We start from the raw sequence: 13259 nt of genomic DNA, 5'->3' as shown, positions 1-13259 counted from the left end.
GCCTTTGCCTGGAAATAAACCCGCTGAAAACCTTTTATTATAGCACCTGCGTTTCAGCCCTTCCGTTTTTACGACCTGAGCTGGCGCTTCATATCAGCACACCGTTGGCTCAGATCGTTGAATTCCGCCAGTTCTTCCGGGGTATGTCTGGATTGACGCGCCAACTGGTCGAGACGTTCGCGCGACGCGTCGTAGCGCATCTGCAGAACCGCCGCCTTCAATTCTTCGCCCGCGAGCCGTTCATGCTCACGGCGCTCCTCGGCGACGGCTGCATCTTCGGAATTCTTGAGCAGCAAATCCCGAACGTTTTCATCATAGTCCAGAATTTCGCGAAAAATTTCCTCGAAGGTGGGGGCATTCGCCCCGTTGCGCAACAAATCGGACAGCAACTGAAACTCGGCTGCATCGCCCAATGCACGCGCATGCGTCGTCACCTCTTCAAACAGTTCGCCGTGCCGGGTGACCGCCAGCAGGGCGTGTTCAGCCTCTTCATCAAGCGTCCCGACGATGCGCGGATGCATCACCAGATTGCGTAGCGCCCGCTGTTCGATGCCGGTCACGCTGCGCCGGTCTTTGCGCGGCGGCGCGCTGCGCGCAGCCGCCGCGATCCGCGCGTCGACCTCGCAAAGCGCCGCGACCTCTTCGAACGGCACGTCCAGCCGGTCCGCGAACATATGCATGATCTGCGCGCGCAACGCATTGGCCGGCAGCGCCTGCAACAACGGTTTCGCATCGAACAGCGCACGCGCGCGGCCTTCCGGCTGGTCCAGCTCCTTGCCCGCCAATACCTCGTTCAGCATGAACTGCGACAGCGGCATCGCCCGCTTGACCTCGGTCGCAAACGCATCGGTGCCGAACTCGCGTACATAGCTGTCCGGATCGTGCTCGGTGGGCAAGAACAGGAAGCGGATCGTGCGGTTGTCCGCGGCGTGCGGCAGGCATGCATCCAACGCCCGGCGTGCCGCCCGGCGGCCCGCGCCATCGCCATCGAAACTGAAAATAACCGTGTCCGTCTGACGCAGCAGTTTCTGCACATGAATCGGCGTGCAGGCCGTGCCCAGCGTCGCCACCGCGTTCTGGAACCCCAACTGGGCCAGCGCGACGACATCCATATACCCTTCCACCACCAGCACGTAGTGCATCTCGCGAATCGCGAGCCGCGCTTCGAACAGCCCGTAAAGCTCGCTGCCCTTGCTAAATAGAGGCGTTTCCGGCGAATTCAAATATTTAGGTTCGCCTCCGTCCAACACGCGGCCGCCGAAGCCGATCACCTGCCCCTTCACGCTGCGGATCGGGAACATCACCCGTTCGCGGAAGCGGTCATAACGGCGGTTCTGACCCTGCGCGTCCGCCTTCTCGCTGACGATCACGAGCCCCGATTCCACCAGCGCGTCGTCCCGATAATCGGGAAATGCGGTCTCGAGGTTCTGCCAGCCATCCGGCGCATAACCCAGACCGAAACGTTGCGCGATCTCGCCTGTCAGCCCGCGCTTCTTTAGGTACTGGATCGCATTTGGCGCGCCGCGCAGCTGCTTGCGGTAGAAATCGCACGCCACCTGCATCACGTCCGACAGCGCCGTGGTCACCGCCTTCGATACCGGCGGCGCATAGCCTTCGCCGCTGCCGCCCACCCCGCCGCGCAGGCCGGTGGACTCGTGCGGAACGCTCAGGCCTACCGATTGCGCGAGTTCGTTGACCGCTTCCGGGAACGTCACCCCGGCGTGCTCCATCAGAAAACCGATCGCAGTGCCATGCGCCCCACATCCGAAGCAGTGATAGAACTGCTTAGTCGGGCTAACCGTGAACGAGGGGCTCTTCTCGTTGTGGAACGGACAGAGCCCCATGAAATTCGCACCGCCCTTCTTCAACTGCACGTACTTGCCGACCACGTCGACGATATCGACGCGGTTCAGCAGATCCTGCAGGAACGAATGCGGAATCACGTAAGACGCGCTGCCTTGAGAATCATCGGGTATTAGCAGCCGCGCGCTCAGTACAGAGCAGAACGCGCGGGCGGAAATGGGGCGTTATTTCGCGGACGCCGGCTCGCGCGTTACTTCGAAAGCGCGGCCTTGACCTGCGCCGACACGGCGGTCATATCGGCGCGGCCAGCCAGCTTCGGCTTCAGCACGCCCATCACCTTGCCCATGTCCTGCGGTCCTGCCGCGCCCACTTGTGCCACCGCGGCCTGCACTTCGGCGGCGATTTCCGCGTCGGACAACTGCGCCGGCATATAGGCAGACAACACTGCCAACTCAGCGCTTTCCTTCTCGACCAGATCCGTGCGCCCAGCGGCCTCGAACTGGCTGATCGAGTCTTTGCGCTGCTTGATCATCTTGTCGATGACGGCCGTCACGCTCGCGTCGTCGAGTTCGGTACGATCGTCGACCTCGCGTTGCTTGATCGCCGCGAGCAGCAGCCGGATCGTGCCCAGCTTCTCTGTTTCACGCGCGCGCATCGCGGCTTTCATGTCGTCGCTGATCTGTACCTTGAGACTCATCGTTCACCTGCATACGTTGGATTTAAACAGACCAGGTCAACAGACAAGGCCAGGCAATGCGCACAACACAAAAACCCGCTTAACGCGGGTTTCTCAAGCGGGCTTATGCCAATTCACGATAATTGCCGCCTCGCCGCCCGCTAACCGCCCTTGCCTGAATGCGTAAGCCCCGCGGGTAGTACTCGACAGTACTCGAATCGTTGCGGAATCAGTAGAGCTTCTTTGGGAGCATCTGGCCGCGCAGCCGTTTGAAGTGCCGCTTCACCGCGGCCGCCTTCTTGCGCTTGCGCTCGGACGTAGGCTTTTCGTAAAATTCGCGCGCACGAAGTTCGGTCAACAACCCGTTCTTCTCGATCGTGCGCTTGAAGCGGCGCATGGCGACTTCGAAGGGCTCGTTTTCTTTTACGCGGATAGTCGTCATCTTTCAATAACGGATCTTTGGCAAAGGGTTGGAAGTATAGCAGAGCTTCTCCACAAAAGCACCAATCCGTCAAGCCCCTGGCATCGCATTCACATAGTCGGCCGCGGCCTGCCCCGCCGCGACGCCGGAAGCCCACGCCCACTGGAAGTTGTAGCCACCCAGCCAACCCGTCACGTCGACCGCTTCGCCGATGAAGTAGAGTCCAGGCATGCGCGCACTCATCATCGTCGCGGACGACAGCTCGCGCGTGTCGACACCGCCGCGCGTCACTTCGGCCTTGCGATAGCCCTCGGTGCCGTTCGGCACCAGCGTCCAGCTCGACAGCGCCTCGCCGATCTTGCGCAGCGTCTTGTCCGGTAGATCGGCAAGACGAGCTTCGGCGGATACGCCATGGGTTTCGAGCCACACATGCGCGAGCCGCGCCGGCACCCACTCCGCGAGCAGATTCGCGATCTGCCGTTTACTGCTGGCCTTGGCGTCGAGCAGCGCTTCCGACGCATCGCGCTCGCCTAACAGATTGATGCGGATCGGGTCGCCCGGCTGCCAGTAGCTCGATATTTGCAGTACCGCCGGCCCGGACAGCCCACGGTGCGTGAGCAGCAGATCTTCGATGAATTCGCCGCCCGCCTTTTTGCCGCCGGTCGCGAGATGTACTTCGAGCGACGCGCCCGACAGCGCGGCGAACGGTGCCCAGTCGGTTGCGGAGAAGGTTAGCGGCACCAGCGCCGGGCGTGTGTCGATCAGCTTGTGGCCGAACTGCTTGGCGAGCCGATAAGCGAAATCGGTCGCACCGATTTTCGGGATGGACAGTCCACCGGTCGCCACCACCAGCGCGCGGGCCGCGATCTCGCCTGCCTGGGTGCCGAGGATAAAACCGCCGTCCGCTGCGCGATTCACCTGCTCGACCACCAGCGGCCGCCGCCACGCGACGCCGCCCGCATCGCACTCGCGCTTCAGCACATCGATGACCGCATCGCTCGACTGATCGCAAAACAGCTGCCCTTTGTGCTTCTCGTGCCACGTAACGCGATGGCGCTTGAGCAGCGCCATGAAGTCACGTGGCGTGTAGCGGGCGAGCGCCGAGCGGCAAAAATGCGGATTCGCGGACAGGTAATTGCCCGGCCCCGCGTACAGATTCGTGAAGTTGCAGCGGCCGCCGCCTGAGATGCGGATTTTCTCGGCAAGCCGCGGCGCATGGTCGATGAGCGCGACGCGCCGCCCGAGTTGCCCGGCCACCGACGCGCACATCATGCCGGCCGCGCCCGCGCCGATCACGGCGATGTCGAAGGATTCCATGGCGCGCATTGTAACCGCGGTGGCCACGGCCGGCGGGCGGCCCTATGCTTGCGCTGCTATACTTTGAGGTTCAATTTTTGATGGAATCCCGGCGCGGCCGCGCGGCAATTGCTCGCATGTTTGTCTAACCGCGAGCCAATCGCAAGCCAACCGCGCCACTCTCAATCGATGCTCGTTCTCGGCATAGAAAGCTCCTGCGACGAAACCGGCCTCGCGCTCTACGACACCGAGCGCGGCCTGCTCGCGCACGCGCTGCATTCGCAGATCGCGATGCACCGCGAGTACGGCGGCGTGGTGCCGGAGCTGGCCTCGCGCGACCATATCCGGCGCGCGCTGCCGCTTCTGGAGGAAGTGCTGGAGCGTGCCGGCTCGGCGCGTTCCGACATCGACGCGATCGCCTATACGCAAGGTCCCGGCCTCGCCGGTGCGCTGCTGGTCGGCGCGAGCATCGCGAACGGCCTCGCGATGGCGTGGGGCAAGCCGACCATCGGCATCCACCATCTCGAAGGGCATTTGCTGTCGCCGCTGCTGGTGGACGAGCCGCCGCCGTTTCCGTTCGTCGCGCTGCTGGTGTCCGGCGGCCATACGCAACTGATGCGTGTGTCGGACGTGGGCATCTACGAAACGCTAGGCGAAACGCTCGACGACGCAGCCGGCGAAGCCTTCGACAAAACCGCCAAGCTGCTCGGCCTCGGCTATCCGGGCGGCCCTGAAGTGTCGCGGCTTGCGGCGTTCGGCACGCCTGGCGCCATAACGTTGCCGCGCCCGATGCTGCATTCCGGCGACCTCGATTTCAGCTTCAGCGGCCTCAAGACCGCCGTGCTCACGCAGACCAAAAAGCTCGGCTCGAACGTCTGCGAGCAGAGCAAGGCGGATCTGGCGCGCGGTTTCGTCGATGCGGCCGTCGAAGTGCTGGCGGCGAAATCGCTGGCCGCGTTAAAGCGCACGAAGCTCAAGCGTCTGGTGGTGGCGGGCGGTGTCGGTGCGAACCAGCAGTTGCGTGAAGCGCTGTCGGCTGCGGCGCAAAAGCGGGGGTTCGCGGTGCACTATCCGGACCTTTCGCTGTGCACGGACAACGGCGCAATGATCGCGCTAGCCGGCGCATTGCGGTTGCAACGCTGGCCGGCACAGGCTGGCAGCGACTATGCGTTCACGGTTAAGCCGCGCTGGGATCTGGCTTCGCTCGCGCGCTGAAGCTGAAGGCTTTCGAGGGCTGCGAGGCGAGGCAAGACAAGGCGCTGCACCGCGCATAGGCGCATAACAAAACGGCCGCATCCAGCGGCCGGTTGCACATCTAGCAGCAGCGCAGCGTGCTGCGCTCCCCGCTCAACCCCACTACCGCGCCACGCGCTTGTCGTTCTCGATCAACGCATACGCGCTGTGGTTATGGATCGACTCGAAGTTTTCCGCCTCGAGCACATAAGCGACAACCCGTTCATCGGCATTCAACCGCTGCGCGACATCGCGCACGAGGTCTTCGACGAACTTCGGATTCTCGTAAGCGCGCTCCGTCACCGCCTTCTCATCCGGCCGCTTCAGCAAGCCCCACAGCTCGCACGACGCTTCCTCTTCGGCCATCCGGATCAGCTCTTCAACCGCCACGTCACCGGCCAGCTCCGCATCGATCGTCACGTGCGAGCGCTGATTATGCGCGCCGTACTGCGAGATCTTCTTCGAGCACGGGCACAGGCTCGTCACCGGCACCAGCACTTTCAGGAACAGACGCGTCGCGCCGTTGCGCGTATCGCCGGTCAACGTGACTTCATAATCCAGCAAGCTCTGCACGCCCGACACCGGCGCGGTCTTGTTCACGAAATACGGGAAGCTCACTTCGATGCGGCCAGCCGGTGCCTCGAGCTTCTCGAGCATCGCGGCCAGCATGGCGCGGAACGTCGCGGGCTCGAGCGCGACATGGCGATGCTCTTCGAGCAGCGCGACGAAGCGCGACATATGCGTGCCCTTCTGGTCCGCCGGCAGATGCACGTCGAGGTTCCACATGCCGATGGTCGGCTGCGCCGAGCCGTCCTGCGTGCGAACCGTCAATGGATGACGCACCGCCTTGACGCCCACCCGCTGGATCGGAATCTGCCGCGTATCCGGCGTGGCTTGCACGTCGGGCATCACGAAGGCAGGGTTCATCTGGTTCATCTTCTTGTCCTCACGAGACACGCACGACACCGCACGCGCAATGGAAACCGCCGGCCTAAGCCGGCGGTTCGCGACGGGCTCGCGCCCGTCCGGTCAATCTGGAGTCTGTCGCGGCAGGACCGGGTGCACGCCGCCAGGACAACTGCGACAACTTGTAGCACCTACGCCCCACCACCGCTCAGGCAACCCGCATCACCGATTTGCCGGCCGCGCCGACGTGATCGATAAACCGCTCGCGAATCGACCTTGCGATACCCGCGCCATCGAGCCCGCACTCTGCGAGCAGCTTGGCCGGATCGCCGTGATCGATGAAGCGATCAGGGAGGCCCAATTGTAGTACCGGGCGAATAACCCCGTTGCTGAGCAGGGCTTCGACGCACGCAGAGCCGGCGCCGCCCATCACGCAGCCTTCTTCGACGGTGACGAGCGCATCGTGCGTTTCGGCCAGCTGACGGATCAGTTCCTCGTCGACCGGCTTCACGAAGCGCATGTTGGCGACGGTGGCATCGAGTTGCTCGGCTGCAGCCAGCGACGGTGCGACCATCGTGCCGAACGCGAGAATCGCGATGCGCTTGCCTGCCGGCTGCGACGATTCGCGGCGGATCTCACCCTTGCCGACCGGCAGCGCAGCCATCTGCTTGACGGTCGCCACGCCGGTGCCCGCGCCGCGCGGATAGCGCACCGCCGTCGGGTTCGGCTGCTGCAGCGCGGTGTACAGCATCTGGCGGCATTCGTTTTCGTCCGAAGCGGCCATCACCGTCATGTTCGGGATACAGCGCAGGAACGCCAGATCATATGCTCCAGCGTGGGTCGCGCCGTCCGCGCCGACGAGGCCCGCGCGGTCGATCGCGAACACCACCGGCAGGTTCTGCAACGCGACGTCGTGAATCAGCTGGTCGTAGCCGCGCTGCAGGAACGTCGAATAGATCGCGACGACCGGCTTCATGCCTTCGGCTGCGAGGCCGCCCGCGAAGGTCACCGCGTGCTGCTCGGCGATGCCGACGTCGTAGTAGCGGTCCGGGAAGCGCTTCTCGAACTCGACCATGCCCGAGCCTTCGCGCATCGCCGGCGTGATGCCGACCACGCGTGCATCGAGCTCGGCCGCATCGCACAGCCACTCGCCGAACACCTGCGTATAGGTCTTCTTGCTGGGCGCGGTCGACGGCTTGATGCCTTCAGCCGGATTGAACTTGCCCGGCCCGTGGTACAGCACCGGATCCGCTTCGGCAAGCTTGTAGCCCTGGCCCTTCTTGGTCACGACGTGCAGGAACTGCGGACCGCGCAGTTCCTTGATGTTCTGCAGCGTCGGGATCAGCGAATCGAGATCGTGGCCGTCGATCGGCCCGATGTAGTTGAAGCCGAACTCCTCGAACAACGTGGCCGGCACGATCATGCCCTTCGCGTGCTCTTCGAGCTTGCGGGCGAGATCAAGCATCGGCGGCGCGACGCGCAGTACGCGTTCGACACCGGCCCGCGCGGCCGCATAGAAGCGGCCCGACATCAGGCGCGCGAGGTGGCGGTTCAACGCGCCGACCGGCGGCGAGATCGACATGTCGTTGTCGTTCAGGATCACGAGCAGCGGCACGTCGTCGGCGACACCGGCGTTGTTCATCGCCTCGAACGCCATACCGGCGGTCATCGCGCCGTCGCCGATCACCGCGATCGCGAAGCGGTCGTCGCCTTGCAGCTTGCTGCCGATCGCCATGCCCAGCGCGGCCGAGATCGACGTGCTCGAATGCGCGGTGCCGAACGTGTCGTACTCCGACTCCGAGCGGCGCGGAAAGCCCGAGATGCCGCCCAGTTGCCGCAGCGAATGCATCTGGTCGCGGCGTCCGGTCAGGATCTTGTGCGGATAGGTCTGGTGGCCGACGTCCCACACGATGCGGTCGCGCGGCGTATCGAACACATAGTGCAGCGCGATCGTCAGTTCGACGGTACCGAGGTTGGACGAAAGATGTCCGCCTGTCTGAGACACGCTGTCGATCACGAACGCCCGCAGCTCATCGGCGAGCGGTTGCAACTGGCGGCGATCGAGGCGGCGCAGCACGGCCGGGTCGTCAATGGTTTTCAGCAAGTCGTACATCGTCGTTCCATGAAAGGAAAACTTACGCGCCCGCACTGCCTGCGCTACCCCTTGGTCTCTCGCGTGGGGCGGGCTTTCGCGTTGTTTTTTGGCTTCTTGTTCAGCTGACCCGGTTCACCACCAGGTCCGCAAGTTCGGCAAGACGCTGCGCGCGTGCGCCAAACGGCGCGAGCGCGGCATGCGCGTCGCTGCGCAATTGCGCAGCGAGCTCACGCGATGCATCCAGCCCGATGATCGAAACATAGGTCGGTTTGCCGTCCTTTGCATCTTTGCCCGCGGTCTTGCCGAGCGTCGCGGAATCGGTGGTTACGTCGAGGATGTCGTCGACCACCTGGAACGCGAGGCCGACCGCCGCCGCATACGCATCGAGCGCCTGCAGCGCGGCCGCATCGGGCGTTTCGCCGGCCAGCGCGCCCATGCGCACCGCGGCACGCAGCAGCGCGCCGGTCTTCATCCGGTGCATCGTTTCGAGCTGCGGCCGCGTGAGCTTCTGGCCGACGCTCGCGAGGTCGATCGCCTGGCCGCCGGCCATGCCGAGCGAGCCGATCGCAAGGGCCAGCTCGCGCGTGAGCGATGCCTGCTGGAGCGGCGCAAGCGTGCCCGCAGCCTCGGTGATCGCGACGAACGCCTGCGATTGCAGCGCGTCGCCTACCAGCAGCGCCGTCGCTTCGTCGTATTGAACGTGTACCGTGGGCTTGCCGCGGCGCAGTGCGTCGTCGTCCATGCACGGCATGTCGTCGTGCACCAGCGAGTACACATGGACCATCTCGAGCGCCGCCGAAGCCGCCTCGACTGCTTCGGCCCGCGCGCCGGTCAGCTCACCCGCGGCATGGCACAGCAATGGACGGACCCGTTTGCCGCCGCCCAGCACTGCATAGCGCATCGCCTCGTGCAAGCGCGCCGGAGCGGTCGATACGGGCGGCAAATACTGCTCGAGAGCGTGTTCGACGCGCTCGAGCACCGCGCGCATCCATTGTTCGAAAGTCATAGATCGTCGTCTCCGCTATCAGCGGCTGTAGTGGGGAGCGGTTTCAACGTCTCGCCATCGAGAACGCGTACCTGCTGTTCAACTTTTTCTAACTGCTGCTGGCAAAATGCCACGAGCGACGCGCCGCGCCGATACGCGGTGAGCGACTCCTCGAGGCTCAGGCTGCCGCCTTCCATCCGTCCGACCAGTCCTTCCAGTTCGGCGAGCGCTGCCTCATACGTATCGGGCAGCGGCGCGCCGCCGGCGCCCTCGGCCAACGCTTCAGCGTTCTCGTTCGGTGCGGTCTTCGCCATGAATCCGTCGCAAAATTAAAACAAGTCGGACATTCTACGGCAAAAGCGACATTTCCGATCCGCCCACCCCTTTCAGGGCCGTTGCGCAATCGGCACACCGCGCGCCGCGCAGGCCGCCCGCAAGCACGGCGGGCCGGGCGTAAAGCGGCGCTTCACCGTAAGCTTCGCGCCGCGAAAATCTGCAGCGCGTGCGAACTTCCGCCACATTTTTGACCCAAATCAGTCACTTACTGTCCCCTTGGAGGGGGAAACGGGTATAATCGCGGGCTCCCTAAATCGAATCTATCGATGGTTGGGTTGTTCACTGCTTTCACGTCTAATCGGGAGTGGGAATGTCCAATCTGAGCAATGCATTGCAGCTGCGAGCTATTCATAGCCAGCTGCCAGTCACGGCTTACTTTGACGAAGCGCTTCTTACGCGCGAAATCGACACCCTTTTCAACAAAGGTCCTCGCTACGTCGGGCACGAACTGATGGTGCCCGAAGCAGGGAATTATTTTGCTTTGCCGAGCGAAAGCGAAGGGCGTGTGCTCGTTCGCAACCAGCAATCGCAAGTCGAACTGCTGTCGAACGTGTGCCGCCATCGCCAGGCGATCATGCTCAACGGGCGCGGCCAGACCGAGAACATCGTCTGCCCGCTGCATCGCTGGACGTACGATCTGAACGGCCAGTTGCTCGGCGCGCCGCACTTCGCAGACAACCCCTGCCTGAACCTCGGCAACTCGCCGCTACAGAACTGGCATGGGCTGCTGTTCGAAGCACAGGGGCGCAACGTCGCGAAAGACCTCGCCCGGCTCGGCCCGCGGCAACACTTCGACTTCGCCGACTACATGTTCGATCGCGTCGAAGTCCACGAGTGCAACTACAACTGGAAGACCTTCATCGAGGTCTATCTGGAGGACTACCACGTCGTGCCGTTCCACCCGGGCCTCGGCAGTTTCGTCAACTGCGACGACCTGAAGTGGGAGTTCGGCGACTGGTACAGCGTGCAAACAGTGGGCGTGCACAACGGCCTCGCGCGCGCGGGCAGCCCGACGTACCGCAAGTGGCACGACGAAGTCCTGCGCTTTCGCGACGGCAAGCCCCCTGAATTCGGCGCGATCTGGATGGTGTACTACCCGGGCATCATGATCGAGTGGTATCCGCATGTGCTCGTGGTGTCGTGGTTGATCCCGCGTGGCCCGCAAAAAACCACCAACGTCGTCGAGTTCTATTACCCCGAAGAAATCGCGCTGTTCGAGCGGGATTTCGTCGAAGCCGAGCGCGCCGCCTATATGGAAACAGCCCGCGAAGACGACGAGATCGCCGAGCGGATGGACGCCGGCCGCCGTGCGCTGATGCAGCGCGGCGAATCGCAGGTCGGCCCGTATCAAAGCCCGATGGAAGACGGCATGCAGCACTTCCATGAGTTCCTGCGCCGCGAGCTCGGCACGATCTGACGGCACGCCGCGCGCAGACAGGCGCCTTGCAACGATACGAAGACGGGCTTAGGCCCGTCTTTTTTGTTTAGACTGTCTAGACTCAATGCATCGTTCGGCGCAGCCGACACCGTCTGCCTCAGGAGCCGCCATGCCTCACACCCACTACACCACGCTGATCGCCGCCGCCAATCTCGCCGAACGGCTGGCTGCGGCGCCCGATAGCGTGTTCATCGCCGATTGCCGCTTCGACCTGATCGATACCGAAGCCGGCGAAAAGGCTTATGCGGCGGGCCACCTGCCGCATGCGCATTATTTTCATCTCGATCGCGACCTGTCCGGCGCGAAGACCGGCAGCAATGGGCGTCATCCGTTGCCGCAACGCCAGCAGCTGGTCGACCGGCTGGCGGCGCTCGGCCTGAAGCACGGCCAGCAGGTGGTCGTGTACGACGCGCAAGGCGGCATGTATGCGGCGCGTCTATGGTGGCTGCTGCGCTGGCTGGGGCATGACTCGGTCGCACTGCTCGACGGCGGCCTGCAGGCGTGGGAGGCGGCCGGCCAGCCGCTGACACAAGACGTGCCGCAAACCGCGCGCGGCGACTTCAAGGCAGGTGCGCCGCTCGCGGTCACGATGGACGCACCGGCCGTCGAACGCAATCTGAACACGCACGTTCATGTGCTGCTCGATGCGCGCGCCGCGGACCGCTATCGTGGCGAGAACGAAACGCTCGACCGCGTCGGCGGACACATTCCGGGCGCGCTCAATCGCTTCTTCAAAGACAACCTGGCACCGGACGGCCGCTTCAAGTCCGCGCATACGCTGCGCGACGAGTTCAACGCGGTAATGCCCGGCGTGGCCGCCGAGCAGGTGGTGCTGCAATGCGGCTCAGGCGTAACCGCCTGCCATAACGCGCTGGCGATGGAGATCGCCGGCCTGCACGGCGCGGCACTTTACCCGGGTTCGTGGAGCGAATGGAGCTCGGATCCGAAGCGGCCGGTCGCGACGGGCGCCAAGCCCTGAACACGCCGGCCATTCACTGAGCCTTACCGTCCGCCGCCCGCCCGCGCTGCGATCAAGCGACGCCGTGCTGCTTGAACCACGCTAGCGTGCGACGCCAGCCGTCTTCGGCATCGGCCTTCTTATAGCTCGGCCGATAGTCGGCAAAGAACGCGTGGCCCGCATCGTCGTAGACGACGAACTGCGAGCCGCGCGCCGGCTGCGGACCTTGCGCGATCAACGCTTTCATCTTTTCAAGCGTGTCCTGCGGGATGCTCTGGTCCTGCCGCCCGTAGAGCCCGAGCATCGGTACTTTCAGTTCGCTGACGTGATCGATCGGGTTCGACGGTTGCAGCGGCGACGGGTTGCCGACCACACGGCCATAAAAGGCCACGCCGGCCTTCAGCCGCGGGTTGTGCTCCGCATACAGCCACGCGATCCGCCCGCCCCAGCAAAAGCCGGTGATACCCACGCGCTTCAGATCGCCGCCGTGCTCGCCGGCCCATGCGTAGGTCGCATCGAGATCGAGCAGCACCTGCTCGTCGGGTACCTTGCTGACCAGTTGTTCGTTCAATTGCTGCATGCTGGTGTAGGCACCCGCATCGCCCTGACGCGTGTAAAGGTCTGGCGCGATCGCCAGATAGCCGGCCTTCGCGAAGCGCCGGCACACGTCGGAGATATGCTCGTGCACGCCGAAAATCTCATGCACGACGATGATCACCGGCAGATGCGTCTTGCCCTTAGGCTGCGCGCGATACGCGGGCACCAGCGTATCGCCCGAATGAATCCCGACCTCGCCAGCCTCGAGGCCATCGCTGTCGGTATGAATGGTTTGCGCGGACACCGGCAGCACCGAAGCGGCGAAACCGGTGCCGAGAGCGGCCTTGATAAACGTGCGGCGATCGAACGGGACGTGCGGGATCAGACTGTCGACGTCAGGATTCAGCATGCTGCGCTCCTTGAATGGACGGCAAGATTGAACAGCCACAGAGTAACCGGCGATGATTGAGCGGGAGGCGGAAAAGGCAACAGGATACGCCTGTCGCGTATCCTGTTGCAGCGGTGTCGGCAAGGTGGTGCGAAGGCGCGTGGCGTGTGCTTCAGCGCAGATGCAA

The 13259-nt window shown here is 63.9% G+C and carries 12 protein-coding genes; 3 read left to right on the top strand and 9 right to left on the bottom strand.

Going from position 1 to position 13259, the window contains the following annotated elements:
* Positions 1-68: 68 nt before the first annotated feature.
* The 4 genes from dnaG to ACYVNQ_RS08545 all read right to left on the bottom strand — a co-directional run bounded on the left by dnaG (position 69) and on the right by ACYVNQ_RS08545 (position 4217).
* Positions 69-1943, bottom strand: a complete 1875-nt coding sequence (dnaG, locus tag ACYVNQ_RS08560; protein ID WP_460902068.1) for a DNA primase — start codon at positions 1941-1943, stop codon at positions 69-71.
* Between the two features lie 110 nt (positions 1944-2053).
* A complete protein-coding gene (locus ACYVNQ_RS08555; protein ID WP_460902067.1) occupies positions 2054-2500 on the bottom strand; it encodes a GatB/YqeY domain-containing protein in 447 nt (148 codons plus the stop codon).
* Positions 2501-2708: 208 nt separating this feature from the next.
* Positions 2709-2921, bottom strand: a complete 213-nt coding sequence (rpsU, locus tag ACYVNQ_RS08550; RefSeq protein ID WP_158952615.1) for a 30S ribosomal protein S21 — start codon at positions 2919-2921, stop codon at positions 2709-2711.
* Positions 2922-2990: 69 nt separating this feature from the next.
* A complete protein-coding gene (locus ACYVNQ_RS08545) occupies positions 2991-4217 on the bottom strand; it encodes a BaiN/RdsA family NAD(P)/FAD-dependent oxidoreductase (RefSeq protein WP_460902066.1) in 1227 nt (408 codons plus the stop codon).
* A 168-nt stretch (positions 4218-4385) separates the two neighbouring features.
* On the opposite strand from ACYVNQ_RS08545, the gene tsaD reads away from it, so the two are divergent.
* Positions 4386-5411 carry a tRNA (adenosine(37)-N6)-threonylcarbamoyltransferase complex transferase subunit TsaD gene (gene tsaD / locus ACYVNQ_RS08540; protein ID WP_460902065.1) on the top strand — a complete coding sequence of 342 codons (1026 nt, stop codon included), beginning with the start codon at positions 4386-4388 and terminating at the stop codon, positions 5409-5411.
* Positions 5412-5552: 141 nt separating this feature from the next.
* Here tsaD and folE2 read toward each other — a convergent pair whose 3' ends face one another.
* From folE2 to ACYVNQ_RS08520, 4 genes are all read right to left on the bottom strand, one after another.
* Positions 5553-6365 carry a GTP cyclohydrolase FolE2 gene (gene folE2 / locus ACYVNQ_RS08535; RefSeq protein ID WP_460902064.1) on the bottom strand — a complete coding sequence of 271 codons (813 nt, stop codon included), beginning with the start codon at positions 6363-6365 and terminating at the stop codon, positions 5553-5555.
* 178 nt (positions 6366-6543) lie between these two features.
* A complete protein-coding gene (gene dxs / locus ACYVNQ_RS08530) occupies positions 6544-8448 on the bottom strand; it encodes a 1-deoxy-D-xylulose-5-phosphate synthase (protein ID WP_460902063.1) in 1905 nt (634 codons plus the stop codon).
* Positions 8449-8548: 100 nt separating this feature from the next.
* Positions 8549-9436: a polyprenyl synthetase family protein gene (locus ACYVNQ_RS08525; protein WP_460902062.1), complete on the bottom strand. Its 888-nt coding sequence runs from the start codon at positions 9434-9436 to the stop codon at positions 8549-8551.
* Positions 9433-9729 carry an exodeoxyribonuclease VII small subunit gene (locus tag ACYVNQ_RS08520; protein ID WP_460902061.1) on the bottom strand — a complete coding sequence of 99 codons (297 nt, stop codon included), beginning with the start codon at positions 9727-9729 and terminating at the stop codon, positions 9433-9435. Before ACYVNQ_RS08520 ends, ACYVNQ_RS08525 begins: the two co-directional genes overlap by 4 nt.
* 332 nt (positions 9730-10061) lie before the next feature.
* Between ACYVNQ_RS08520 and ACYVNQ_RS08515 the strand changes: the two genes are divergently transcribed.
* Together ACYVNQ_RS08515 and ACYVNQ_RS08510 are read left to right on the top strand one after the other, a co-directional pair.
* The gene (locus ACYVNQ_RS08515; protein WP_460902060.1) at positions 10062-11168 is read left to right on the top strand and encodes an aromatic ring-hydroxylating oxygenase subunit alpha; all 1107 of its coding nucleotides are present in this window, start codon (positions 10062-10064) and stop codon (positions 11166-11168) included.
* 130 nt (positions 11169-11298) lie between these two features.
* A complete protein-coding gene (locus tag ACYVNQ_RS08510) occupies positions 11299-12168 on the top strand; it encodes a sulfurtransferase (protein ID WP_460902059.1) in 870 nt (289 codons plus the stop codon).
* 52 nt (positions 12169-12220) lie between these two features.
* Here the strand turns inward: ACYVNQ_RS08510 and ACYVNQ_RS08505 are convergent, their stop codons facing one another.
* Positions 12221-13093, bottom strand: a complete 873-nt coding sequence (locus ACYVNQ_RS08505) for a dienelactone hydrolase family protein (protein WP_460902058.1) — start codon at positions 13091-13093, stop codon at positions 12221-12223.
* Positions 13094-13259: the final 166 nt, after the last annotated feature.

It is taken from the genome of Paraburkholderia jirisanensis (genome assembly GCF_054782355.1).
Note: the sequence above shows the minus strand (reverse complement) of the source record. Positions and strands in the feature narration are given on the sequence as shown.